This window comes from Candidatus Chloroploca mongolica, from assembly GCF_004762035.2.
Taxonomy (GTDB): domain Bacteria; phylum Chloroflexota; class Chloroflexia; order Chloroflexales; family Chloroflexaceae; genus Chloroploca; species Chloroploca mongolica.
Window position 1 is genome coordinate 26,729 of the sequence record NZ_SIJK02000031.1, and the last position, 24,070, is coordinate 50,798.

19 protein-coding genes are annotated in these 24,070 nt (G+C 54.7%); 3 read left to right on the forward strand and 16 right to left on the reverse strand.

Going from position 1 to position 24,070, the window contains the following annotated elements:
- Positions 1-22 precede the first annotated feature (22 nt).
- The 5 genes from EYB53_RS16345 to EYB53_RS16365 are packed head-to-tail and all read right to left on the reverse strand — an operon-like array spanning position 23 to position 3,348.
- Positions 23-706, reverse strand: coding sequence for a complex I 24 kDa subunit family protein (locus EYB53_RS16345; RefSeq protein ID WP_135479488.1), 684 nt, complete (start codon positions 704-706; stop codon positions 23-25).
- A gap of 4 nt (positions 707-710) precedes the next feature.
- Positions 711-1,943, reverse strand: coding sequence for an NADH dehydrogenase (quinone) subunit D (gene nuoD / locus EYB53_RS16350; protein WP_135479489.1), 1,233 nt, complete (start codon positions 1,941-1,943; stop codon positions 711-713).
- Between the two features lie 4 nt (positions 1,944-1,947).
- Positions 1,948-2,466 carry an NADH-quinone oxidoreductase subunit C gene (locus EYB53_RS16355; protein ID WP_135479490.1) on the reverse strand — a complete coding sequence of 173 codons (519 nt, stop codon included), beginning with the start codon at positions 2,464-2,466 and terminating at the stop codon, positions 1,948-1,950.
- On the reverse strand, positions 2,459-3,001 hold the full coding sequence (locus tag EYB53_RS16360) for an NADH-quinone oxidoreductase subunit B (protein ID WP_135479491.1): 543 nt from the start codon (positions 2,999-3,001) through the stop codon (positions 2,459-2,461). The genes EYB53_RS16355 and EYB53_RS16360 overlap by 8 nt, the downstream gene beginning before the upstream one ends.
- Positions 2,992-3,348 (reverse strand): NADH-quinone oxidoreductase subunit A, encoded by a 357-nt coding sequence (locus tag EYB53_RS16365; RefSeq protein WP_135479492.1) that lies wholly within the window; start codon positions 3,346-3,348, stop codon positions 2,992-2,994. Before EYB53_RS16365 ends, EYB53_RS16360 begins: the two co-directional genes overlap by 10 nt.
- Before the next feature lie 380 nt (positions 3,349-3,728).
- On the opposite strand from EYB53_RS16365, the gene icd reads away from it, so the two are divergent.
- Positions 3,729-5,540 (forward strand): NADP-dependent isocitrate dehydrogenase, encoded by a 1,812-nt coding sequence (icd, locus tag EYB53_RS16370; RefSeq protein WP_135479493.1) that lies wholly within the window; start codon positions 3,729-3,731, stop codon positions 5,538-5,540.
- An 88-nt stretch (positions 5,541-5,628) separates the two neighbouring features.
- Here the strand turns inward: icd and EYB53_RS16375 are convergent, their stop codons facing one another.
- The 11 genes from EYB53_RS16375 to EYB53_RS16425 form a co-directional block, all read right to left on the reverse strand.
- On the reverse strand, positions 5,629-7,029 hold the full coding sequence (locus tag EYB53_RS16375) for a tetratricopeptide repeat protein (protein ID WP_135479494.1): 1,401 nt from the start codon (positions 7,027-7,029) through the stop codon (positions 5,629-5,631).
- 44 nt (positions 7,030-7,073) lie between these two features.
- Entirely contained in the window at positions 7,074-8,933 is a 1,860-nt protein-coding gene (locus EYB53_RS16380; protein ID WP_135479495.1) for a WD40/YVTN/BNR-like repeat-containing protein, read from the reverse strand.
- 150 nt (positions 8,934-9,083) lie between these two features.
- Positions 9,084-10,463, reverse strand: a complete 1,380-nt coding sequence (locus tag EYB53_RS16385; protein WP_135479496.1) for a PP2C family protein-serine/threonine phosphatase — start codon at positions 10,461-10,463, stop codon at positions 9,084-9,086.
- Entirely contained in the window at positions 10,460-11,839 is a 1,380-nt protein-coding gene (locus EYB53_RS16390) for a serine/threonine protein kinase (RefSeq protein WP_135479497.1), read from the reverse strand. Before EYB53_RS16390 ends, EYB53_RS16385 begins: the two co-directional genes overlap by 4 nt.
- A 9-nt stretch (positions 11,840-11,848) precedes the next feature.
- Positions 11,849-13,087, reverse strand: coding sequence for a VWA domain-containing protein (locus EYB53_RS16395; RefSeq protein WP_135479498.1), 1,239 nt, complete (start codon positions 13,085-13,087; stop codon positions 11,849-11,851).
- A 2-nt stretch (positions 13,088-13,089) separates the two neighbouring features.
- Entirely contained in the window at positions 13,090-13,914 is an 825-nt protein-coding gene (locus EYB53_RS16400; protein WP_135479499.1) for an FHA domain-containing protein, read from the reverse strand.
- 43 nt (positions 13,915-13,957) lie between these two features.
- Positions 13,958-15,196 carry a WXG100 family type VII secretion target gene (locus tag EYB53_RS16405; RefSeq protein ID WP_135479500.1) on the reverse strand — a complete coding sequence of 413 codons (1,239 nt, stop codon included), beginning with the start codon at positions 15,194-15,196 and terminating at the stop codon, positions 13,958-13,960.
- Positions 15,197-15,323: 127 nt separating this feature from the next.
- The gene (locus EYB53_RS16410) at positions 15,324-16,115 is read right to left on the reverse strand and encodes a YfjC family protein (protein WP_135479501.1); all 792 of its coding nucleotides are present in this window, start codon (positions 16,113-16,115) and stop codon (positions 15,324-15,326) included.
- A 30-nt stretch (positions 16,116-16,145) separates the two neighbouring features.
- Complete coding sequence (locus EYB53_RS16415) at positions 16,146-20,612, reverse strand: FtsK/SpoIIIE domain-containing protein (RefSeq protein WP_135479502.1); 4,467 nt, start codon at positions 20,610-20,612, stop codon at positions 16,146-16,148.
- 157 nt (positions 20,613-20,769) lie between these two features.
- Positions 20,770-21,054: a WXG100 family type VII secretion target gene (locus EYB53_RS16420; protein WP_135479503.1), complete on the reverse strand. Its 285-nt coding sequence runs from the start codon at positions 21,052-21,054 to the stop codon at positions 20,770-20,772.
- Between the two features lie 72 nt (positions 21,055-21,126).
- Entirely contained in the window at positions 21,127-21,855 is a 729-nt protein-coding gene (locus tag EYB53_RS16425) for a hypothetical protein (RefSeq protein WP_135479504.1), read from the reverse strand.
- A gap of 469 nt (positions 21,856-22,324) precedes the next feature.
- Between EYB53_RS16425 and EYB53_RS16430 the strand changes: the two genes are divergently transcribed.
- On the forward strand, positions 22,325-23,095 hold the full coding sequence (locus EYB53_RS16430; protein WP_135479505.1) for a sigma-70 family RNA polymerase sigma factor: 771 nt from the start codon (positions 22,325-22,327) through the stop codon (positions 23,093-23,095).
- 201 nt (positions 23,096-23,296) lie between these two features.
- Positions 23,297-24,064 (forward strand): hypothetical protein, encoded by a 768-nt coding sequence (locus tag EYB53_RS16435; RefSeq protein ID WP_135479506.1) that lies wholly within the window; start codon positions 23,297-23,299, stop codon positions 24,062-24,064.
- The last annotated feature ends 6 nt before the right edge of the window (positions 24,065-24,070 follow it).

Consider the following 24,070-nt stretch of genomic DNA (forward strand, 5'->3'; position numbering starts at 1 on the left):
CACAAGCGAGATCCTTCGCGCCTTACAGAGGCGATGCTCGCCGCGTCTCGGCTCGATCTTGCCCGGACTCAACCTCGGGAGGTGGAATCGGCTCGGGTGGCGGGGGCGGGCCTTGCACCTCAAACTGACGGGACTGATAGGGGGCATCACGGGCGACCAGTTCGACCGCACCCTGCTCAGTGACCGCAAAATCTTCGGCAAAACGCCCTGAAACCCCTCGCCGTCTCGCGTCGGCGGCGCGGCTCCGCAGATCCTTGAGCAGCGCCTCGACCTTATCCGGCGTCACATCATAGACATAATCAAGGTTAGCCTGAAGCACCGGCGCACGGTCGCATGCCGCGAGGCACTTCACCCGTTGCAGCGTAAACATCCCATCGGTGCTCGTCGCTTCTTCTTTGATCTGCAAACTATCTTTAAGTGCCGTGATCAACTCTTCGGCACCCAGGTAACAACAGGGCACATCATCACAGACCTGCAGCATCCAGGTGCCCACAGGCCGACTATAAAAGAGCGTATAGAAACCAACCACCTCAAAGACAGCCGTCTCGGGCAAGGCCAGGATGGCGGCAACCTCGCGGATCGCCGTATTGCTCAGATGCCCATAGACATCCTGGGCCAGGTAGAGCAACGGCAGCACCGCACTGCGCGGCGAGGCATAACGCCCGACAATCGTCTCAATCGCTTCGCGATGTGTCTCAAGCAGCATATGCTTACCGATCTACCTCACCCAGCACCGGGTCAAGGCTGGCAATCAGGGCCACGAGATCGGCGACCAGGCGACCTTTCGCCATATGGTGCAGGCCCTGCAAATTGATCAGAGAAGGACTACGAAAATGCACCCGCCATGGCTTGGGGCCACCGTCGCTCACCACATAACATCCCAGGCTACCCCGCGGGCTCTCGATGCTCACATACGCATCGCCGACGGGCGGCTTGAAACCCTCAGTCCAGAGCTTGAAGTGATGAATGAGCGACTCCATGCTATGGGTAATCTCGCTCTTGGGGGGTGGGGCGACCTTGCGGTCGGGCGTCACATACGGGCCGGGGCCGATGGCCCGCAGGCGTTCAGCGGCCTGCCGACAGATTAACACACTCTGGCGCATCTCGGCCATGCGCACGCGATAGCGGTCATAGATATCGCCATTCTTGCCAATCGGCACTTGAAATTCATAGGTCTCATAGCCCGAATAGGGCTGTGCCTTGCGCACATCGTAGGGCACCCCGGTCGCACGCAGATTCGCGCCGGTGAGCCCATAGGCAACCGCAGACTTGCCATCAATTGCGCCAACGCCAACCGTACGCTCAAGCCAGATCGGATTACCGGTCAGCAGATCTTCATACTCATCAACGCGGCTCGGCATCACCTCAACCAACGCATCAACCGTTGGCAAGAAATCAACTGGCACATCATACGCCAGGCCACCGATCCTGATATAACTGGTCATCATCCGTGCGCCCGAGACCAGTTCAAAAATATCGAGGATCTGCTCGCGCTCGCGCATCGCATAGAGAAAGACACTCATTGCCGCCAGGTCAAGCGCGTGGGTCCCGAGCCAGACCAGATGGGACGAAATGCGTTGCAACTCGACCAGCAACACCCGGATCACCTGCACCCGTTCCGGGATCTCGACCTGCATCAACTTTTCAACGGCCAGCGCATAACAGAGATTATTCGAGAGCGGGGCGAGATAATCCATCCGGTCAGTCATGACCAGCGCCTTCTGATAGGTCTTGCTCTCCATATTCTTTTCGATACCCGTATGGAGGAAGCCGACATCAGGGGCAGCGCTAATCACAATCTCGCCGTCGAGCTCAAGCACCAAGCGCAGCACCCCGTGGGTACTCGGGTGGTGCGGGCCCATATTGAGCACCATCGTCTCGGTGGTACCAGCGAGGGCTGGCTCCGTAATATCGTGAGGAGTTGGAACCTCAAGGATCGTCATAGACTTACTCTTTTGCAAAAGGCTTCTGGGCGTAGATGCGTTCCTGATTAAAGGTAAACGCAACCTCTTCTTCGCCGAGCGGATGATCCTTGCGTTGCGGATGGCCGATCCAGTCATCGGGCATCAGAATGCGTTTCAACGAAGGATGGCCGTCAAAGACAATGCCAAGCAGATCCCAGGTCTCGCGTTCCTGATAATTCGCCGTCGGATAGAGCGGCGTAAGTGACGGCACGTGGGGATCATCCTCGGGCGCCGTGACCTTCAGGCAGATCCGATGAAGATAGCGGAGGCTCATAAGATGGATCACCACCTCGAAGCGCGGCGTACGACCGAGATAATCTACACCAGAGAGATGTTCGAGAAAATCGTACGGCGCATCAGGATGATCGCGCAGGAACCCAACCACCGCCAGCAGATGCTCACGGCGGAGCGTCACACTCAGATCGCCGAGGCGTTCGCTCACATCCACGATCGCCTGAGGAAACTGCGCCTGCAGCATGTCACGTATTGTCTGATTATCCATACTTCTTCACATCCACCTGCTGTATCAGCGGCTGCTCGAGGCGCAGCGGTTGCTCTTTGATTCCACTGATCTTCTCACGCTTAACCTTCTCGTGCAGCATCATAATGCCATCAATAAGCGCCTCGGGGCGAGGAGGACAGCCGGCCACATAGACATCCACCGGCACAATCTCGTCAACGCCCTGGACAATCGCATAATTATTGAAAATGCCCCCACACGAGGCACAATCGCCCATCGCGACCACCCACTTAGGCTCACTCATCTGATCGTAGAGGCGGCGCACCACCGGAGCCATCTTGCGGCTCACGCGGCCCGCCACAATCATCAGATCGGCCTGGCGGGGCGACGCCCGATTAATCTCCATCCCAAAGCGGGACAGATCATAATTGGGACTCTGCGCCCCCATCATCTCGATGGCGCAGCAGGCCAACCCAAACAGCAGCGGCCACATCGCATTGGTACGGCCCCAATTGACCACATATTCGAGCGAAGTCGTTACGACCCCCAGATCGCCAGCCTTCGTTTCTAATCCCATTTCAGCGCCCCTTTCTTCCACTCATACACAAAGCCCACCACCAGCACGAGGAAGAAGAAGCCCATCGCCATCAACCCCGGCACCCCCAACTCGCGAAAGACGAGCGCATAGGGATAGAAGAAGATGACCTCGATATCGAAGACGATAAAGAGCATTGCCACCACATAGAACTTGACCGGAATACGGCGAATCGCCGCCCCAATCGGCTCCATGCCCGACTCATAGGGTGCGAGTTTACGTGGGGTACTCTTACGCGGGCCAAGCAGCGACGAAACCGTAATCACAAAAACAGCGATAAACGCAGCGACGAGGAAGAGAACAAGAATGGGTAGAAATGAACCGAGCATAGGACCCTCTCCAGGCGACGTGACGCCAAGCGATGCGTCGCAGCGTGCAGTGGTGCGACTGTGTCAGCCTACCCAGACGAATAGGCAAGAACCAACACAATACGCGGGCGGTGTGCTCAGATGTGCATTGGAATTATACCAATGATCAAACTTGTGTCAACGGGAACGAAGAGTGAACAAGGGCATTGCATTCTATTGACTTACCCTCAGCGAGTGTGGGGGCACGGCGGTGCCGTGCCCGTACGGCGGCGTGTGGGGGCACGGCGCCGCCGTGCCCCCACCTTTTTCCTATCTCCATCTCTCCTAAATCCTCCCTCTTAGGCTATAATGGCAGCAATGGACTCAGGCTTTGACGAATAGAGTAGAGGAAGAAACAACGCATGCCCACGCGAACAACCCCAACCGGCGAGCGCATTACGCTCAAGGATGGCACGCTGATTGTTCCGGACAACCCGATCATCCCGTTTGTTGAGGGTGACGGGACAGGCCCTGACATCTGGCGTGCCAGTGTGCGGGTCTTTGACGCTGCGGTGGCCAAAGCCTATGGCGGCACCCGCAAGATTGCCTGGCACGAAGTTCTGGCTGGCGAAAAGGCTTTCCGCGATACGGGTAGCTGGCTTCCTGACGAGACCGTTGAAGCCTTCAAACACTACCTTGTTGGCATCAAAGGGCCGCTGACCACCCCGATCGGCGGGGGCATTCGCTCACTCAATGTGGCGCTTCGCCAGATGCTCGACCTCTATGTCTGTCTGCGCCCGGTGCGCTACTTTACCGGCGTCCCCTCACCGGTGTTTCATCCCGAACGGGTGGACATGGTCATCTTTCGGGAGAATACCGAGGACATCTACACCGGTATCGAATATCGGGCGGGCACCCCCGAAGCGAGTCGGGTGCTCGAATTCATTGAGCAGAGCTATCCCAAAGATTTTGCCAAGATCCGTTTTGGCACTGCCGAAAAGGTCGATGAATTCCTGGGCATGATTGGTGCGCCTCTGGATGGCCGGGTTGACATGGGCATTGGTATCAAACCGGTCAGCCGTGTTGGCACGGAACGGCTCGTGCGGGCCGCGATCCAATACGCCATCGCCTTCAAGCGCAAGAGCGTCACCCTAGTTCACAAAGGCAACATCCAGAAATTTACCGAAGGTGCCTTTCGCGACTGGGGCTACGAATACGCCGAACGCACCTTTGGCGACTATGTCTACACCTGGGCCCAGTGGGAGCGCACCCGTTCGATGTACCGCGAATCGGCGGCGAACGACGAGCAGAAAGCCGCGCTCGCCAGCGGCAAGATCCTGGTCAAAGACGCCATCGCCGACATTACGCTCCAGCAAATCCTGACGCGCCCCGACGAATTTGACGTCATCGCCACGCTCAACCTCAACGGCGACTACCTCTCTGACGCCTTGGCAGCGCAGGTAGGCGGCATCGGCATCGCCCCTGGTGGCAACATCAACTACGTCACCGGGCATGCCATCTTCGAAGCGACGCACGGCACAGCTCCGAAATACGCCAATCTCGACAAAGTCAACCCCGGCTCAGTGATCCTGTCGGGCGACATGATGTTGCGATACATGGGCTGGACCGAAGCGGCGGATCTGATCATCGGCGCCCTCGAACGCACCATTGGGCAGAAAATCGTCACCTACGACTTTGCGCGTATGATGCCCGACGCCAAAGAGGTGAAAACCTCGGAATTTGCCGACGCCATGATCAACAACATGGATCGCTTGCTGGGTGACGAACAGCGCATTCACCCCGCCTTCGGCCCAGAACTCGTCCGTCCCATCGAAACCGACACCTACCCCCGCGACACCGTCGGTGCCCTGATGACCCGTGGCGTCGTCTCAGTCGCAGGGTCAGCCCCGTTGCACGACACCACGCACCTGATGCGCTCACGGGGCATCACCAGCGTCGTCGTCGAACCCGACGCCGCCGGCAGGTGGGGCATCATGACCATGCGCGACGTCCTCAAAAAGATCGTCCGCGAAGACCGGTCACTCGACGGCATCACCGTCGATCACATCGCCACCCGGCCCCTGATCACCATCGCGCCTGAAGTAAGCCTCAAAGAATGTGCGCGGCTGATGCTCGAAAAAAACATCCGGCGCATCGTCGTCGCCCGCGACAACCACCCCATCGGCATCATCAGCGAAACCGACATCTTCCGCTCGGTTGAAGAGCAGGCGTAGGGGGGGGGCAGGCATAACACGGGCCAGCTTCGCTGGCCCGTGTTATGCCTGGTGGAAGCGAGGGTGAGAGGCTTCCAGATCCTAAAATCTAGTTCCAATTCGCAATCATGATTGCACTTCCCTTTGAAGGCACTCCGCTGCCCCCAGCCACAACCCTCCCATTGCCATCAATCACCGAGATCGTAACTTCCTGCCCTGGGGCAAGACCACAGGCGCGTGCATTGCCACCCCCATCGAAACGTCCGCTCACCCCGCGAATGCCATCGACCGAGAAGTACCAACCAGCCGGGGAGATGCCGTTGATCTTGACCGAGATGCAGCCAGGATCATCGTTATAGTTGGCAACCGAAAAGCGTAGCCGTGAAGCTGGCTTTGGTTGGGGTGTAGCCGTTGGTCTGGGTAGTGGCGTAGGGCTTGGCAGGAGCGCCTGGATTTCGACAATGCCCTGCTCAGCCTTGCTGCGATCGGCAACTTCAACCCCTGCTGCTTCGCGATAGAGCTCCAACGCAAGTTGCAGATTCTCATTGCCACCCTGTTGGGCAACTGTTTCGGCCTGGTTTAACAGCAGTTCGTAGATCTGCGTCGTTGCATCGGCATAATTGCCGCCATTCATTTCGATCAGGCTTTGATACCGTTGAACCGCACCGTCAAGGTTGCCATTTGCGACCTTCTTTTGTGCATCCAGATAGATATTCGCTTTCTGAATTTCGGTACGGGCAAGCGCGTGGTTGCTATCGACCTTGATCGTTGATTGAAAATGAGCCAGGGCTGTGGTGATATCGCCTGCATCGCGTGTCGTAATGCCCCAGTTGTAGAAGCTTGCACTCAAGACCGACCCAATCTCTCGATAGCTCGCATCGTAGGCATAGACCTCCTGGAAATGTTCAGCGGCGACGGGCCAGTTTTCGGCGGCATAGGCTGTCATGCCATCCTGGTAATGCTGACGCGCCCGTGTTGCCCCATCAGGCGTTGGGGTTGCGGGTAATAGCGTGGCCGTTGGCAGCGCAATGACTTCACTTGGCGCAATGATGCTGACACTCTGGTTCCCGGTTGGGCCATTGGTTGTCCCCTGGGGCCAGAAAAGCAAGCCCAGCATCGCGATGGCGATAACGCCAATCGTGATCAGCAGGATATTCTGTGGGGTGAGGCTCAAGCGAGGACGCGCTGGCAGACTCAATGTTGGAGTGCGCTTGACAGGCACTGCTGGGGTCGGCATCGCTGCGACAATGGGCATCGGTGCCCACCAGGGTGCATGCACCGGGGCAAGATAGAGTTCGCCCCCATTCGCATAAGGAGTACGGGTCAAGGGCACCTCGCGACTGAGTGGTCGTCGCTCAGCACCAGCAAAGAATCCATAGCCTCCTTCGACGACCGGCAACTGATGCCGCTGCGCCAACTGGCTGATCACCAGATAGAGCGGCGTGTCGATTTCGAGATCCTCTTGCAACACATGGCGCTCACTGAAATGGATCCGGAACGTTCTCGTCATCTGATTGCTTGAAGCATTAGCTGAAGTGCTCATCCTATGTATCCTCACGGAATGCGACGAAGGTGGATCGTGCCCTGGCGGCTACCGGTGATGATCATGCCACATTGCTCGCCTGCATTGCCATTGATGCTGTAGATCCGCTCGTTGTTCGATGGTGCGTCTCCGCCAAGTGTATGCAAGGGTTCACCCGCACCACCTTCTGGCGCAAAGCGTTGTAGGCCGCCTGGTTCACGAAATGCAGCATACAGACGCTGTTGAGCGTCACGCCACATCCCGTAGACGGTCAAGTTGGCATCCTGACTGAAAGGTGTGAAGGTTCCGTCAGCATTTAGCCGGTAGATGCCACCGCCTATTACTCCAATGAGGAGCCCACCTGTACCTTCATTGCCGGCATAGAGGGTTTGCATAAAGTTGGCCGCCCCAGGCAATTCTCCGATGTTTGCCCATGTGCCTGGTTCGCCACCTTCTGTGCTGACCCAGAGAGCGTCTTTGTCGTTGCCGATTTGGATGGCATAAGCATTGGTTCCACGGGCCGCTACACCAAAAATGCTTCCGGTTACCTGTGTATCTTGTACCCATCCTCCGTGAGTTTCCCTGATAAACAAGCCACGATTCCCAGCGGCGAGGATTCGTTCACCACTTGCGGCAAGCCAGTAGACAAACCGATTAGCTTCTGGAAGAGTTTCAGCCTGCCAGGTTTGACCTCCATCAGTGCTGCGAAAGATACTGTTCTGGTTGAAACTGCTGGCAAAGTAGCCATTGGTTGTGCTAATGATGTGTGAAACCGAAATCGTGTTACTCCCACGTAGTTCCCACGCTGGTAGTTCACCTGGCACACTGGCGTGACGCAATTGATAAATGCCATTGTTTGTGGCTGCGAGAATTGTTGTTGGCAGATATTGCTCTTTGGTTGGTCCGCTGCATGCCATGGTTGCTTGTGAGACATAGATATAGTTGATTGAAGTCCCACCTGCTGGTTGTGCCAGTTGCACCCATTGGGCATAGATATCGGGGTAGGTAGCTTGAATGATGGGTAAAAAGAGGTGTTGCCGTTTGACTGGTCGAGTTGCATCAATGAAGACTTGTGGCTCGGGTAGAATGCTAGAACTCAAGGTGGAAGTATGAGTGATCGGTTGATCAACCACCTGATTGATGTAGTAGGTGGCCGTAATCAATCCGGTTGCATTGCTCAAGATTGTCAGCGTGTCACACGGCCATGCTTCACAATTGGCAATCTGATCACCTAGCTCTACGTTTACCAGTGGTAGTTCTGGTACAAGCGTTTGTGATACAGTCATACTTTCAATGGCCCGTTGCGACGGATTTGTGATGACGATAGTCAGGCTAAGATGCCCATCAATCGTGGGGTCTTCACTGTCATAGTGCGTGTTCACATGCAATTGCGGGCCATCAACCGGGCTTGTTACCCCTAACCATACGAGCGGCGCTGCCAGAATTGGTGCGCTCAGCGTGGTTGTATGACTGATCACATTTCCTACAATGGCATCTGCCTTGACGGTGTAGGTTGTGGTAATGAGCGCTGTCGTATTGCTCACTATTGTTGCAGTCGCGCACGGCAGAGTTGTGCATCCGCTGATGGCATCACTAAAATAGACATCACCCTCCAGCGGAAGCGTTGGGGACAGTACCTGATCAAGCCTGAAGATATCGAGTTCATGATCAAGGGTATTGCTGATCGTCATTACCAACATGAGTTGGTCTCCCGCAGCGAGTGGGTTGTCTGCTGCCGGAATGCTCTCTACCTTCAGATGAGGGGATGGCTCGCCTTCGCTTGCCCCAACCGGCTGTGTCACCTCGACCAAATTCATTAGGGCCACAAGGAGCATGATTATGGCACTAATGCCGAGTGAAGTCAGTGTTATGCGATGGTTCTTCCAAATCATGATGATGCTACTTCCAAATAGTGAGGGTGTGGCTAGTGCATTAGTGATAAATCCTTGGGATAACCTGGGTGCGCGGGCCTCTGGCCCGCATGCGGGCCAGAGGCCCGCGCACCCAACTGCCCTTTTCAGGCAGTTTCTTAGAGGTTTGGGCTATGGATAAGGATCACGCTCTTTATCTCCCTCTCCCTCTCCCTCTCCCTCTCCAGGTTCTGGTTCTGGTTCCGGTTCCGGCTCCGGTTCCGGTTCTGGTTCCGGTTCCGGTTCCGGCTCTGGTTCCGGTTCTGGTTCCGGTTCCGGTTCCGGCTCTGGTTCCGGTTCCGGTTCCGGTTGGGGTGGCGGTGGTTTCGGCGTCGGTGTTGGCGTCAGCGTCGGCGACGCTGGAGCCGTAGTCGGCAGTATTGGTGCGCCAAGTTCTGGAGTTGCTGTTGTTGGTATCGCTGTGGCTACACTCGGTAGCGCTGTCGGCCCGCCCATTGGCCCGCCTTGTTGCGGGTTTGGCCTTTGGGGTGCAGTAGTAGGCGCACCAGGGCGATTTGTGTCAACCGGTCGCGTTGGCTCGGGGGTGGCTGTTGGCTGTGGCGTCCAGGTTGCTTTGATGCCAGTGGTTGGGTCAAGGTTAAACCCACTATTGCTACTTCCTTGGAAATTGATTTCAATGCCTCCAGGCAAGAAACCGCCTTCCGGGTCGGTTGCTCTGATCAGCAGAACGACTGCAAGGATCAGCACGGCAACCCCAAAGAATGCCCCGATGCTCTGCGTCATCAGGCGTACGGGCAGCGGGCGCTCGCCATTGCGGATCACAATCGCTGAGATGTTGTCGTTGCTGCCAATCCGCTTTGCTAAGCGCACCAGTTCGTCTGCGGCTGCCTGCGAAGGCATGGTGCGGACTATTTTTTCGATGGCACTGGGCGGAACAGGCCCCTTTGCCCCGTCGCTGAGTCCGTCGGAACAGATCACGAGGATATCATCGGGCTGGAGAGTCTGGTTGAAAATGGTGACGTTGACCATCGCGTCGCCCATTGCCTGCGACAGCGACTGGTCGCGTCTCACGTGATCCTGGCTTAGTTTCTGTGGTTTTGCCCCTTTGCGAAAGAGGATGACGGGACTATCGCCCACATTGGCAATGATGGCCTGGCGTTTGTCTGGCTGACCTTGATGATCAAGAATCAGCGCCGCTGCCATGGTCGAGCGCATATTATTATTGGCGGCGACTGACTCCTCAAAGATCTCGCGGGTTGTCGCCTGGATCGCACGTTGGAAACGCTCGGCATAGCTACTTCCCTCTGGGTGCTCGCCCTCGTAGTAATGGAACATTAACCTTTCGACGACCCGTTTGCTCGCGACCTCGCCGTTATCATTGCCACCAACGCCATCAGCAACAATGTAGAGTCGTCCCAGGGCTCGGCGCTGGGCTTCAGTGACCTGCTTTTGCTCCTCAACCCGTAAGACCCGGTCTTCGTTATTCGGGCGACGGCCTTTGTCACATTGACTGCCAATGTCAAAGGCCTGGGTGAACGTTTTGGCCGTCATCGGATACCTCCCAGGTTGAGTTGATAATCTGGACACCAGCCGGTGCGACTGTCGGGCAGGCGCACGTTATACCATGTGTTCCGTTGTTCAAGGATGGTCAGGTTGACCCCAGAAGGAATCAACCGGCTCTGAGCACTGTATGGAATAATGCTGCCGTCGGTCGAGGGTATGTTGCGCAGCGCACAGCCCGAACGGGCTGGACTGATGCTGCCACCTGTATTCAGTGAGGCTGTACTCGGCGCAACAATGCTTGTGGTTGGTGCAAGCCCCGTGGTTGGATCGATTGCGACCGACCCCGCGCCTGGTGGATTAATGACGAACCCTGCTTGATTCGCTCCTGTTCCAGGTTGCTCGATAACCGCCAGGGTTGCTGTTGGTGGATTCACCGTTCGTCCAGGTACTTGAGGGGAGCTTGTCTGGAACGGATTCATCACGAGGATAAAGAGGGCTATGACGACTGCCACGCCCATTGCCCCGTACGCCAACCACTGTTTGTATTTGTGCTGAACGGGTACTGGTGCCATCAGATCAAGCGAAATTCCATCGCTCACGAGGGCACGGCGCAACTCGTAGGCAAACTCTTCGCAGGTTGCATAACGTAATGTCCATTCATATGCCACCGCACGTATGATCACGTCTGCCGTTGCAGGCATCTTTGAGAGGCCCTGGCGGATGCGGGCATACCCACTATCGCGCAACGCACGCATCTGCTTCTGCTCGCGGTCGGCATGTCCACCGAGCAGGGCCTTGCCACTCAGCAACTGGTAAGCGACCATTGCCAGGGCAAACTGATCCGTTTGTGGCTGTTCGTCGCCCTCATACTGTTCGGGGGGCATATATTGCGGCGTGCCCAGGCTACGCTCGTTTTCGCGCATAAAACCCGGGTGCTTGCCTGCACTCAGATCAATGAGCAGCGCATCCCCGGCGGAATTTACCATAATATTGCCAGGCTTGACGTCGCGGTGGACAACAGGGGCATCGGGATGCCCATGGTGCAGATAATCGAGTGCCCCGGCAACCTGCTCAATAATGCGTAAGGCTAACCCAGGGGCGACCCAACTGGTCAATACCTCAGTCAGTTCTTGTCCCTCATAAAACCGGGTTGCCAGACAGAAAGGCTTCTGAGTGGTATAACTCGCTACATACTCGATCAGGTGGGTATGATTGCGACCATGCTCTTTGGCGCGACGTAAGAGACCCATTTCGTTAAAAAAATAGGACGTAACACTCTCATCGCGCTCTTCGAGGAATTTCAGCGCCACTTCAGAACCGTCCCTTGTATAGACTGCCTTGTAGACAGGGCCAGTCAGACCACGTCCAAGTTTTGTAATGATCTGAAAGCTACCATAGCGTGATCCAGGGGCCAGATCTTGCATAACAACCTCTTATGCTCGGGTAATGCCACCACTGATCGAACTGCTCGGCCCTTTGAACCGTTTACTAAACCAGACCAGTGAAGTCATCAAGACTGAGACGACGATCAGCAATGGCACGGCTCGTAACGCATATCCCTGCAAAACTGGGCGCAGGTCGAGCTCCTCGACCGGGCCAGGCATGTCCACAAACAGGGGAATCACCGGGCTTTCGCCCCGTCCGGGGCCTTCAATTCGAATGATCAGATTATGGGTTTTGCCGTCATCAATCAGGTCAGTTGTGTAGCGCAACACATACGCGCTTTGACCGACAACATTGACATAACGGCCATAAAAATTCTGGAGCTCTTCGCCTGAGGGATTGCCGATATAAGCACCCCTGGTTTTGTTTGCCAGGGTCGTCAGGGTGGCAGCATTGCTTGCGAGGCGTTGCTGTGGGCCAACGCCAACAATGAGCATCCTGACATTGCGTGCGCTTGCCTCGGCCATCAGTGCATCAAGCGAACCAACGCTGGTCGAGTCGCCACCATCGGTCACCACCAGCACATAGGCATCGGCCCCTCGCTCAGCGGCTGCATCGGCTGTTGCCGCCACTGCAAGCGAAATCGTATCAAAGATGTTGGTCTTGCCGGTGCGTGGTGCCATCTGATTGAGAGTGTTGATGACTGCATTGCGATCATGCACAAAATCGGGTAGTTCCATCGGTCGTATATTTTCACCGCTGATGGTAGGAACACTGAGTGGGATAAAGAGTCCGACATGCTCTGGATTGTTCGGGGCGATCATTCGTCCGGCTTCCAGAAAATCAATAATCAACCCACGCCCACGCGCCACGTAATCGGTTGGATCGCCCGCCGCATTCATCAGCAAACTGGCATCGTAGACAATGCCAATGGTTGAACCTACAACCTCCAACTCAACAGCCTGACTCCCTGCGACTGGCTGGGTACCACCTGGCAGCGTCGCCAGATCGACACTCTGAAATGGATTGACGGCATCGGTTTGGGTTTCGCTCACTTCAAGGCGTGGATTGATCGTGAGATTATCCTCAATGAGCCGTAGATCGCGTGAGGTAAGCCCTTGCAGGTCACGCCCAGTGGCACGATCCCTGACACGAAACAACACCTCGACCGTCCGGCCATCAATGCGCAGGCCATAGGTGTCAACTTGAACGTCTGGGCTTCCCTGAGCTGCCGCAAAGGTTGGCATCAACAGGGCCAGCATAACAACGAGGATGAGCAGATAACGCATTGCTAGGCTCCATTCCGTTCATAGACCATCGCCACAGCTGTCGGCAGGCTTGGCGGTCCAAGGTAGATCGTATCGCCTGATTGCAGTTCCATCGCGGCCCCATTCAGCTCATATTCTTGTCCGGCACGCACAATATAGGTTCCATTCATACTGCCATCATCAATGAGTTGTGGCGTGCCACCTTTGACTTCGAGGCGGGCATGTTTGCGTGAGACCACGGTATCGGTAATCAAAATATCGGCATCTTGTTTGCCAATGGTGCCATTGCGTACCACATACTGGCTGCCGCTTGCTGAACCCTGGATAACTTTCAAGACACCATATTGACCACTGAGCGTTGCTGCACTTCGTCCAGGATTCATCGCTCTCGTCACGGCTTTGGTCAGCGACTGTGAAATCTGTTGCACAATCGGGCTTGCGACCGGCACATCACCAACGAGCGAGCCTGCTACCATGATGATCATCGTCAGGGCTGCCCCCACAATGCCATAGAGGGCCAGCGTATCAAGGCTTGCCCCGAGCATCCGTGCCTGCGCAAGGGGAAAATCCTGTGGTCGGCCAGGGATCGCAAAGTTCACTTGAGCGAGCGAGGCCTCAAGGTTGGTGCTGATATAAAATGATGGAAAGACCATCAAGGCCGGAATCCCAGCGACGACGAGCCAGAAAAAGATCATTGGTGGCGACGTTTTGCGCCGCAACGCAAACGCCATCAACGGATACGCCCCACCGGCAATGATCATTGCGGGCAACGCGGCAAATGTGTACCACCAGAGGCGACTCATCTGCGCGTAGCTCTGCATATGCGCCCAGAACTCGAAACTGTTCATATGCTGCTCCTTCTTATGTGTTCCATGCGGCTATGGCTACAAATCAGCCAGCTTTTCGGCCTGGTAAAAATGCTAAATTTCTCGGATCAAGATTGCTAAAAGCGGTTTCTAACGTTTGTTTCCCCCTTTGTAATTGCTCATTTGCTGCTTCTTCTATCTTTTGTAATTGCTCATTTGCTGCTTCTAAGGTGTTATCGAATGATTCTTTAGCATTTTGCATACCTTCTTGTAATCCTCTACTTGCAATGTTCCCTAAATCATTCAATGTTAATGAATTAGTGTCAAATTCATTATTGTCATAGCGTTCCCATTGTTCTATTTTGAAAGGTAATTGTCCTGTTTTTTGTTCATCGACATCTTGCATTTTTTTGGCAATATCTGATTCTTTATTGCCATATGATCCGTGTGCATTATTTGTTACTGTTTTATCTATCGCAGAGATAATCACAGTCAGTTCTGATTCAGGGGTTTTACTGATAGGTTTTCCTATCTTTCCAATCAGATCATCCGAAGAGTCAAAATGCTTATATGTAATACCTTCTACCTCACCGTAAATGGGTTCTGGTGTGCCAAAGGTGCTAATCGATTTTAAGTTGATATCATGATGACTGAGAAAATCTTGTTTATAAGCAAGATTTTGAGCAACTATTCCTCCTTGACTGTAGCCAAACAAATGAACGTCTGCTCCATCAGGTAAGCTACGTAGAGCTTTTTCTAATAGGTGTGAGTAAGCAGTATCTTTTCCCTGTTGGGCAGCAATGGCATTTCCCCATCCTGCACCACCAAAAATTCCTGCACCACCAAGAGTTCCGTCACTTTGAGTGCCCTCTAGAGTAATAACAAATTCATTATCTCCGATCCGAAAAATCTTTATTTCCGGCTCTCCTCTGATTTTTTTGTACATATCAAACATGTTTTTTGGTGCGTCAGTGGGTAATTCTTGTGCCGTGGATACTTTCTCGTCTCTTGAAACTTTTTCACCTCCCCCAATCCCACTTCCGCTATCGCCAAAGACAGCTGCGGCCTCGTCCATGCGCTGCGCCAGGGCTTCGAGTTCTTTGGCAAGGTGAAGCAGGGTGTTGACCTCGGGGTTGTAGCGGGCGACAATGCGCGTCCATGCCTCCATGCCACGATCACGCGCCTTGCCACTCCAGACCATATCGAGCATCTCCATTGACTGTTGCATCGAACCAGTCCCGGTGGAAATCTGCTCGGCGGTTGTACGCATCTGGTTGGCGACGGCACGGAGTTGATCGGTATCAGCACGAATGATGCCTGGCATGGTTTGAGCTCCTTTGTGTCCGTGATAGAGAGGTCAAGACAGAATATGATGTTCGAGGCTTCACATGGTCTGGGTGAAACCGTTGGCGTGCTTGGCTGGATCTTCGTCGGGTCTGGTCTTTTAGTCGCTACAACAGGTCAATCAGTTCCTTCAGCATCTGCCTGACTTCTTCGGCACTGGCTGGCTGGCACTGTAGTTGAGTTGGATTCAAGGTTCGCATCATCCAGAAGCCCTGATGGTTATGCAAGAGCGTTACGGTGCGCGTCTCTTCTTCCGCTCCCGGGTTTGTGCGATCAATCGTTTGCACGATGGCCGAGTCACGTTCGCCAATGAGCAATTCAGCAAATAGTTGTCCAGTTGCCTCGTCGGCCCCGGCTGCAACCACGCGTTCTGCCACATGATCTGGTTCTGCTTGCACAGCGCTCTGGATCTGCTCTAACTCGGCTTGATCAAGCGTAAAAGTTGTTGCCTGTGGCCGCGCCTGATTGGCGATCGCAAACATTGCGGTCAAATCTTCCTGGAGGGGTAGACTTTCACGGGCAAGCGTAAACTGATGCAAGCCACTCTCGGGCTGCGTATGCTTGATCCAGAGACCATCGTTGTGATGGACGATATAGCTCTGCAAGGCTTCCTGTCCGGCTTTACGGCTAATCGCTGAGAGTGAACGTGGCGCTCGGGCTGCCGCATCGAGTGTTGTCCGGACGGTCTCTTCCAGGACGAGTTGCTTCTCTTCATCGCGGTTCAGCATGCCTCGTGCTTGCAGAGCACGTCCGGCCGCGGCAAGTAGCGCCTGACGCTCTTCAGCGTCAACATTGGCAAGCGAGGCTGGATCAATGCCAAGGAGCCCCCGGGCTCGTACATACGAAAGGGCAGCATAGACTTCTTCTTGGCTCAACACGAAGGTGGCTTGGGTCGTCATTGTGATAAACCTTTCTGCAACATCGCATAGCTACTGCGCGACAGGATGATGTGAGGCGGTTCCAACGCGTTTCAGTTCTTCCCTGACATATTCCGGACTGGCATAGGCCAGTTGCACGAGGCGGGCAGGTTGCCCGGTTTCCAGGACAAACCCACGGCCAGGCGGCATCTCACTGGCGAGCACGCTCTTGAACCGTTTGGTAATGGGCAAAGCATAGGGTGCCGAGTCGCTGGGCGGTCGTCCACTAATCACCTCAATTGCACTGGCCCGGACGGCTCGTAACAGCGTGCCACTATTGAGGCTCATCGGATCGGTATACGAGATCACGCAATGCAAGCCGACATCACTACCACGGCGAACAAAGGGGTCAAAAGCGGTTGTCATCGGATTATCCTGCGCGACCAGATCCCAGTTATGGATGATCACGATGGTACGTCGGGTAATTGGGAGGCCACGGCGCAGCAGGTTGAGTCGTTCAGCCAGTTCGCCCGTCAATTTTTGGAGTACTGCTAGGAATTCATCCTTCTCCGTCACAACAGTGATGTCACGGATTTCTTTGTTTGCCAGCGTTAGTTCTGTAAATGTGCGTACCTGGGGCAGTTCAGCAAGATCCCGCAGGGCGCGCATACTATAGTCAACCAGCACAAATTCGAAATCGTCAAGCGCCATCCGCCGGGTCGCAGCAAGCATCAGCGTGCGCAAGAGCGAGCGTTTGCCATTGCGCAAGCCGCCCGTGATTAGCAGGTGGGCATTTTGTTCGAGCGACCAGAGCAACGGTTGGAGTGAAGCGCTCTCGATCGCTAGGGGGATCGTCGGGCTTGAGTCTGGAGGCAACTGTGTGAGCAAGGTTCCTACTTCAACTGTTGGTGGCAACAGACGTAAGCCCTCGGGTTTGCGAGGATCGCCGCTTGCCATGATGTGCTGCCATGTTGTTCGTACGAGATCGGCTGATCGTTGCAGTTCCTCAACAAGGTCGCTGTACGCAACTTCCTTCTCTTCGGCTTGCACATCAACATCTGCGGCCACCTTGCGCGAACGTAGGGCTGGCAACGCCAGTTGCACTTCGATGGGGCGTGGGGTGCCACGTAAAAACGCACGTCCAGGTTGATCAGGTTTGATCAGCTTGCTCGCATAATCTTTGCCGATCAGCGAGGCTGAATCATCGTCGCTATTGAGTCGGAGCGCGATACGGGTCTCGAAATTGGCCAGCAGCGAGCCAACTTCACGCATCGTGTAGGCTGACACGAGAAAATAGATCCCATAGGCACGGCTCTCACGCATAAAGGTTTTAAGCGTCTCGAGCACCAGTTCATTCTGGTTGGTTACCTCGGCCAGATTATCAATGACAATAACAAGCGCTGGAGGAGGAGGTTGAAGGCCATCCGGCTGTCGGCTATAGCGCTCGCGGTACTGGCTCAGCGAAGCTACGCCCTGTTGTTGGAACATGGTGCGACGATCTTCGAGTTGGTTCTGCAACTCGACAAACATACGCTCAATCAATAGATGTTGGCGTGGTCCAAGCACATGGGCAAGATGCGGCAACTTGCCTTGGAGACCAATGCCTGCACCAGTGCTATCAATGACATAAAACCAGAGGTCGGTTGGGCTGAGGGTATGAGCTAATGCCAGCATGATGGTCTGGAGTAGGGTTGTTTTGCCGCTGCCCGAAGCTCCCAGTGCCAGCAGATTGCCCCCAGCACCGGCGAGGTCAGTTGTCAGCAGATCGTGGCAGGCAAGTTCGGGCTGATCAACAACGCCAAAGGGCACATCAAGCCAGTTGGACTTGCCGCCGCTACGTTGCATCAGTTCAGCGAGGGGTAAGGTGGCGGGGAGCGGTTCTTCCCAGATGCGATACTTTTGCGCTGCATAGCGCGCCCCTTGCGCCTGAACCATATGGCGTGCGATCAGACGAATCTCACTAATTTGCTCGCGATTGCCCATTAACAGGGCAATGAGTTTGCGTGAAGCCAGATTGATTTGATGGTCAATCGCTTCAGCTTCACTCATCTCCTTCGGGTCATACGAGAGTTGATGCAGAGCCTGGAGAAAGAGGTCAATCGCAGTGCGCGTTGCACGGTGCTGTTCTTTTAATTCGGTGTCTGTCGCTTCGCGATCGAACAGTTCATTGAACTGTTTGCACATCGAGGCTATGCTTGCCTCAAGCAACTTGTTGCGCCCATTTTCGGTCAGGGTCGTTTTCAGTTGATTGACCAGATCATCTAATTCCACTTCAAACATCTGTTGGGCACGCGTTTCACTTGTATTGATGCGCAAATGCCCTGTCAGATCAAATTCGTTTGTACTCCGCCCCGTAACCTGGCGATAGGTTGACGTAATGAGGGCCGACTGAAAAACGCGCACACCGCTATTCTTATCCCGCAGAAAACCTCGTCCTGGTGTATCTGTCCCCAGTTGGGCGGCATCGGGTGTGCCGAGCATCGTACGACTATCATCCTTTGAATTGACCCGTAGCGACATCCAGTAACTCAGATTGTTTTGTAGGCCTTCTTTAATTAGCGAAGGCTGTTGTGTGGCAAAGAGCAAATGCACCCCCAGACTGCGCCCCTGCTTACCTACGCGGATTAACTCATCCTGAAACTGAGGATAGTCACGAATCATCTCATCAAATTCATCAATCGCAATAAAAAGGTTGGGTAAAGGCTCGCCGCGCTGGTCAAAGCCGGCCCGACGGTAGCTTTTAATATTGGGCACTCCCTTGGCGCTCAGCAGGCGCTTACGGCGATCGAGCTCGCTATTCATCGCAATCAAAGCCCGTTCAGCCATAAAACCCGAGAGATCTGTGACCATCCCAGCGGTATGGGGCAAGGTTTCAAGATCGCGGAAAGTGGCCCCACCCTTGAAGTCAATCAACAGAAAATTGAGTCGATCCGGGTGATGCCGAATCGCCAGTGCCATCAAAAAGCTCAAGAGCAACTCACTTTTACCGGCACCGGTAGCCCCGGCAATCATGCCATGCACCCCATGAATGCCCTCATTCAAATTGATTTCCATTGGCACTCCGGCCCCCTGTGCCCCAACCGGCACAGGATGCCAGCTATCGGTAGGTGCCTTCGCCCAGAGGGTTTGCGGATCATACGTCGCTGCGTCGGGGATACCAAGCAACGAGAGCAGCGGAACATTACGGGGCATTTCACGGCCACCATCAGTGTCAGCTAATTCAACCGGGGCGATGCGTAGCGCAAGCTCCCGACTCTGCTCGGTGGTTGCCATATCTGCTTTGAAGATACTGTAGCCGCCACCTTTGCCCGCAACCCCAAGCCGTGCATGTTCAGGGGAACCACCATGAACCAGATCAATGTACCCACCACATTCACTTGGTACATCACGAACCTCAGGTACAAGGCAGATGGCACTGATATCAGCTGTTCGTGCAGTGATGAGTTGCGCAAAGAGTGGGTGGTCTTCACGATGGAGGAGATAACTGCTTAAAATGACGACGAGATAGGGGCGTTGTCCACGCTGGTCATCTTCACGCCGCCGTTTGAGTTCTTTACTCACGGCAGACAGCACCCTCACGCTATCTTCTGGATTGCGGTCATAGCGAGCCAGAAGGCGATAACTCTCATCGCCATCAAGGGGCCGTGTATGGGGCAGGTAGCGGAGCCAGTCCCATGAGTCGTCAAAGGTTGCATCCCAGAAGGCCGCAATCCGCACTTCGCTTGATGAATGGTGGATGACAAGTTGCCAGATCAGGGCCTGCAATAGATTGAGTGTCCGTCCATCAGGCCCTGCGATACCAATGGATCCCACGGTGCGCAGATTGAGACTAACGGGTACATCGCGTACAAGGCGAAATTGATCGGCGATGAGGAGCGACTCTTCAACGTCTTTAGTGTAGGCATTGACACTGGGAGGCTTGATCGTCACACTGGTTGGTCGATCACCCCGCCCAATGCGCACCGCAAGAAAATCAGTATCTTCAGGCCGGCGTTCCCAAAGACGGCTTGATGGTACTGGTTCACTCTTTTTGTTGATCTCACCATAGGCGATCTGGAGCAGGGTTTTTAGATCGGGATCATTCTCTTCATAGTAGCTTCGTTGTTGACGTTCGAGTTGTTGGAGCTGGCGGCGAATCTTTTCCAGGGCCGCCTGGTAGGTCTCGCGATACGTCACCAGCGCCGCTTCGTATTCACGCTTCTGCTGCCGATAGGTATAAAAAGCTGCTCCACCAGTGAGCATACCAATCACGACAATCGGCAAGGCACTCAGCATTGCGCCTGCCCCACCTGTGCTGCTCCGTGCTCCTGCAATGCCAAGATAGATAAGGGACGAGATAAGCGGAATCAGGATGCTAATTAACCGCATCCCCCCGCGCATCGTTGGCTCTTGAGGTGGCCCAGGGATGTTGATCTCATCATCAGGCAGGGTGCGCAAAATGCGCGGAGGACGATTGAAGAGCGTAATCGGTTGCTCGTGTGATCCGCCTGATGCCGCTAGATCAACATCACCCACTTTTTCGGCAGTCGCAAATGTCATCACAAAGCTCCTGGCGATAGGACGAAGGACAAGATTCAAGTTGCCTTAAGCTCGAAGTATGGTTTGGTTTGTGCGTTTTGATGATACGCATCGTAGTGCTGAGACTGACAGCACTACGATGCGTATTCAACTTCATTACGGACGTACTAAAAGGTCTCTAGCCCCCAAAACTGCCACTTCTGTCGGCATCAATAATCTGCTGACGTTCGGTGGTGAGTCCGCTAATCATTGGCTGCAGATCATTGATCGAAGCCTGAAACCGCGTGCGCCATTCTTGCCAGACATTCGAGAATTGCATCTGTGCATTGCCCTCCCAGGCTCCCATCAGTCCCTCCACTGAGCCTCCCAGGGCTCCAAGTTGCGTATTAAACTCTTCCATTGTCCGCCGCATCGTATCGATGGTTTGCTGTGCCTGGTCGATATCCATCCGAATCATGGCCATTGGTGAAACCTCCTGTGTGTGCGAATACGTCTATACCTGTGCGGTCTATCAAGCCAGCCCTTGCGGGAGATGTTAGCGTGCAATAATGGTTGAATGGAGCCGTATGGTAATTGGCCAACCCTCACGCCCCAGAAGGAGGGTTGTAGTTTGATTAATTTGAACAGCCTCGTTCCGCGTGTACTTTGTCCCACTGATGTAGATCTGATGATGCGCGATGAGATACCAGTTTTGGCGCCAGATAATGCTGCAATGCCCTGGCTCGCCGCGACTTACTGCGCCAAGGCGTGATTCGATCCCGAGCATCGTCAAAGCCCGTTCACGCGCAACGACAGACTTCGGCAACTCTTTGAGCAAATATTCTCGGTTTAGTACCAGGCCTTTTTCCCCAATTTGGTGGACGCATCCCGGTGCGATTTCAATCGAACATGGGCCAAACGCTGGTCTGGTGATGGGATCTGGTGGTGGTACAGGATTTGAAGTCTTTGGCTCTTTTAGTGGTTGTGTTGTAGGTTTTTGCCCTTGGCACCAGGGTTGGCGTGTATCTGCCAGATAGAGTTCTTCAAAAGCTTGCATGCGCAGACTGCGTAGGGTGCGTTTTGGGTCAATACGTTCTTTATGTGAGCCGTGATCGCGGTAGAGCGCATAGGGGATTAATTCACCCTGGGCATCCTGTTCGGCCAGGCGATAATCTTTTTTCCAATAGGTAATCAGGTCACCAACAATCTTCTCATCTGAAATATTTAGTTCTCGTTGATCAGCTGAAGATGGACCTAAACGAAGTCGAATTTTGATCTCAGCCATACGACTACCTTACGCTCTCTGTTTGATCTTCGCGCACAAAACCTCAGAGTTTTACCCATCACTCCATCTGTACCAAATCCCCCTTTTTGACTCTTGCTTTTTAGGTTAAGATTTTTTAATCGCTGAAGTTGTGGTTTTACGCGTATGGGGTTGTGCCCCCATGTCTCTGAGCGTTACGCCTGCTGCCCTCAAAACGTGTGCTTGTGCTACCGAAAACGACCAGCTTTGCTGGTCGTTTTCGGTAGCACAAGCATTGGCTGTACCTTCCTCTTAACTTCTCATTAACCACGGTTAGATTCTTGTAACCTTTTGGTCATATGTTGGTAATGGCTGACATATATGCTATGATAGGTCTAGTGATAAGGTTGCGGTGCTGGCGTGGGCCGCCCTGGCTCCTGGTACGCCACTCCCTTTGTCACGTGACTTGTTTCTGTTCACTCGATCCTTCTGTAGCAAGTCGGAGCCTCTGATGGAGCCGTGTGATTCCCCTGGTTTGCGTTGTCTCGCTGTGGTGCGCCGTGTGGTGGTGGCTGAACAATGGCCGTTGACTGAGGCTGAGCAATTGGCGCTCGCTCAACGTGTGGCGATCTGTGTCTCACCTGATAGCAGCGATGAGGACGTGCGCTCGGTGGCGTGGAATGTCTATTGCGATGCGCCTCTCGTTGATGCGTTGCGCTCTGGTGATGTGACCGGCCACGAAGCTGAGTGGTTGGCATGGTTTGGGCAGGCGCGGGCGATTCTTCACCATACGGGCCTCGATTGGGTGAGCGATGATGCCGTCGATCTCGATGATCTTGCGCAGGTGGCCCTGCTTGAGTTGCTGCGCTCGCTCGCGTCGTTTCGCTTTGCTAGTCGCTTTTCGACTTGGGCGTATCAGGTCATTTCCAATGCGGTCAATCGCTATCTGCGCGATCTGCACGCACGCAAACGCTCCGGTACGTTTGATCGTACCGTTGATTGGATGACTCTGCCGGTGGAAGATCCTGATCCCGATACGCCTGAAAAGATGGCGCTTGGTCAGATGCTCGATCGTTTGGTTGAGACTGAATTGATCCGGACAATGGGTGAGCGCAATGCGCGGATTTTTCATCTCTGGGCGTGCGATGATCTTACCGCTGAGATGATTAGCCATCGGGTGCATCTCAGTACGGCCCGCATCCACGCGATTATTGCCGAGGCACGGGCTTATCTCCGCGCTAGGCCTGATCTGCGCAATTGGTATGATGGTGGAATCTATTAAGCAACCGTGTCGTACACCGGAAAAAGCCAGCGTCGCTGGCTTTTTTCGATGTACGACACGGTTTTTCGCCGTACACCCGTGGCGCGGTTCGGGTGTGACGAAAACAAGAGTCAATTGGCGCGATTTGGTACAGATAGGGTAGAATGAGTTACGTGTTTTTGTTGTTCGGGTGGTGTTGCACACTCGGACGAAGGTTATACTATGAATCTTCCCTCTTGTAACGATATTCGTGAGGCATTGCTGCTGACGCTTACCAGTACCCACAAGCCGCTGCAGACGCCCGCGATTGCCCGCCATATGCGTCGTTGCCCCGAGTGCATGGCTCTCCGTACTCACATTCTTGGCCTGTTGCTCCCCGGTGCCGATGAGCCTCGCGGCGGTTGTCAGGCGTGCCATGATGCCCTGGCCGCGTATGTTGATCGCTCGCTTGATGCCGGTGCCCGCGCCGCCGCCGTGGCCTTCCCTCAGGTCTGGTGGTATCTCTGGGAGTGCGCCGATTGTACCGAGGTGTTTGTCCGTACCTCTGCGCTCGCGACGGCTGAACGTGAAGGTAGGTTGCTGCCCCCTTTTTCCTCCCGGGTTCCGGTACGTCGCCCCGTCCCGTCACCCCCACGCCCGCATCGCCTCCTTGGGCGCATCGCCGTGCCTTCACAAATGGTTGTGCGGATGATTCAGGCCCGTGAAGCGCTGAGTGTGGCCTATGGCGACGATGAAGATCTCTTCATCACCGAGGTTGAGCAAGAGGGCTATAGTTTTCAGCTCAGCGTGCATCCCCAGACCGATGGCACCTGGGCGATCCGTGTTTGCGTGATTCCGCCCGTTGTCGGCCATGCCGTGGTGCAACTCGGGGTCAATCGTTATCAGGCCCCCTTCGATGCGCAGGGCATTGCCCAGGTGATCGATCTCTCGGCTGAACAACTGCGCCAGGATCAGGGTACGCTGATGGTGATGATTGAGATGGAGGAGTGAGGTTCT

Excerpts from the sequence above, each read along its gene's own strand:
- EYB53_RS16345 (WP_135479488.1), bottom strand. The coding sequence starts at position 706 with ATGCTGCTTGAGACACATCGCGAAGCGATTGAGACGATTGTCGGGCGT.
- nuoD (WP_135479489.1), bottom strand. The coding sequence starts at position 1,943 with ATGACGATCCTTGAGGTTCCAACTCCTCACGATATTACGGAGCCAGCC.
- EYB53_RS16355 (WP_135479490.1), bottom strand. The coding sequence starts at position 2,466 with ATGGATAATCAGACAATACGTGACATGCTGCAGGCGCAGTTTCCTCAG.
- EYB53_RS16360 (WP_135479491.1), bottom strand. The coding sequence starts at position 3,001 with ATGGGATTAGAAACGAAGGCTGGCGATCTGGGGGTCGTAACGACTTCG.
- EYB53_RS16365 (WP_135479492.1), bottom strand. The coding sequence starts at position 3,348 with ATGCTCGGTTCATTTCTACCCATTCTTGTTCTCTTCCTCGTCGCTGCG.
- icd (WP_135479493.1), top strand. The coding sequence starts at position 3,729 with ATGCCCACGCGAACAACCCCAACCGGCGAGCGCATTACGCTCAAGGAT.
- EYB53_RS16375 (WP_135479494.1), bottom strand. The coding sequence starts at position 7,029 with ATGACGAGAACGTTCCGGATCCATTTCAGTGAGCGCCATGTGTTGCAA.
- EYB53_RS16380 (WP_135479495.1), bottom strand. The coding sequence starts at position 8,933 with ATGATTTGGAAGAACCATCGCATAACACTGACTTCACTCGGCATTAGT.
- EYB53_RS16385 (WP_135479496.1), bottom strand. The coding sequence starts at position 10,463 with ATGACGGCCAAAACGTTCACCCAGGCCTTTGACATTGGCAGTCAATGT.
- EYB53_RS16390 (WP_135479497.1), bottom strand. The coding sequence starts at position 11,839 with ATGCAAGATCTGGCCCCTGGATCACGCTATGGTAGCTTTCAGATCATT.
- EYB53_RS16395 (WP_135479498.1), bottom strand. The coding sequence starts at position 13,087 with ATGCGTTATCTGCTCATCCTCGTTGTTATGCTGGCCCTGTTGATGCCA.
- EYB53_RS16400 (WP_135479499.1), bottom strand. The coding sequence starts at position 13,914 with ATGAACAGTTTCGAGTTCTGGGCGCATATGCAGAGCTACGCGCAGATG.
- EYB53_RS16405 (WP_135479500.1), bottom strand. The coding sequence starts at position 15,196 with ATGCCAGGCATCATTCGTGCTGATACCGATCAACTCCGTGCCGTCGCC.
- EYB53_RS16410 (WP_135479501.1), bottom strand. The coding sequence starts at position 16,115 with ATGACGACCCAAGCCACCTTCGTGTTGAGCCAAGAAGAAGTCTATGCT.
- EYB53_RS16415 (WP_135479502.1), bottom strand. The coding sequence starts at position 20,612 with ATGACATTTGCGACTGCCGAAAAAGTGGGTGATGTTGATCTAGCGGCA.
- EYB53_RS16420 (WP_135479503.1), bottom strand. The coding sequence starts at position 21,054 with ATGGCCATGATTCGGATGGATATCGACCAGGCACAGCAAACCATCGAT.
- EYB53_RS16425 (WP_135479504.1), bottom strand. The coding sequence starts at position 21,855 with ATGGCTGAGATCAAAATTCGACTTCGTTTAGGTCCATCTTCAGCTGAT.
- EYB53_RS16430 (WP_135479505.1), top strand. The coding sequence starts at position 22,325 with ATGGAGCCGTGTGATTCCCCTGGTTTGCGTTGTCTCGCTGTGGTGCGC.
- EYB53_RS16435 (WP_135479506.1), top strand. The coding sequence starts at position 23,297 with ATGAATCTTCCCTCTTGTAACGATATTCGTGAGGCATTGCTGCTGACG.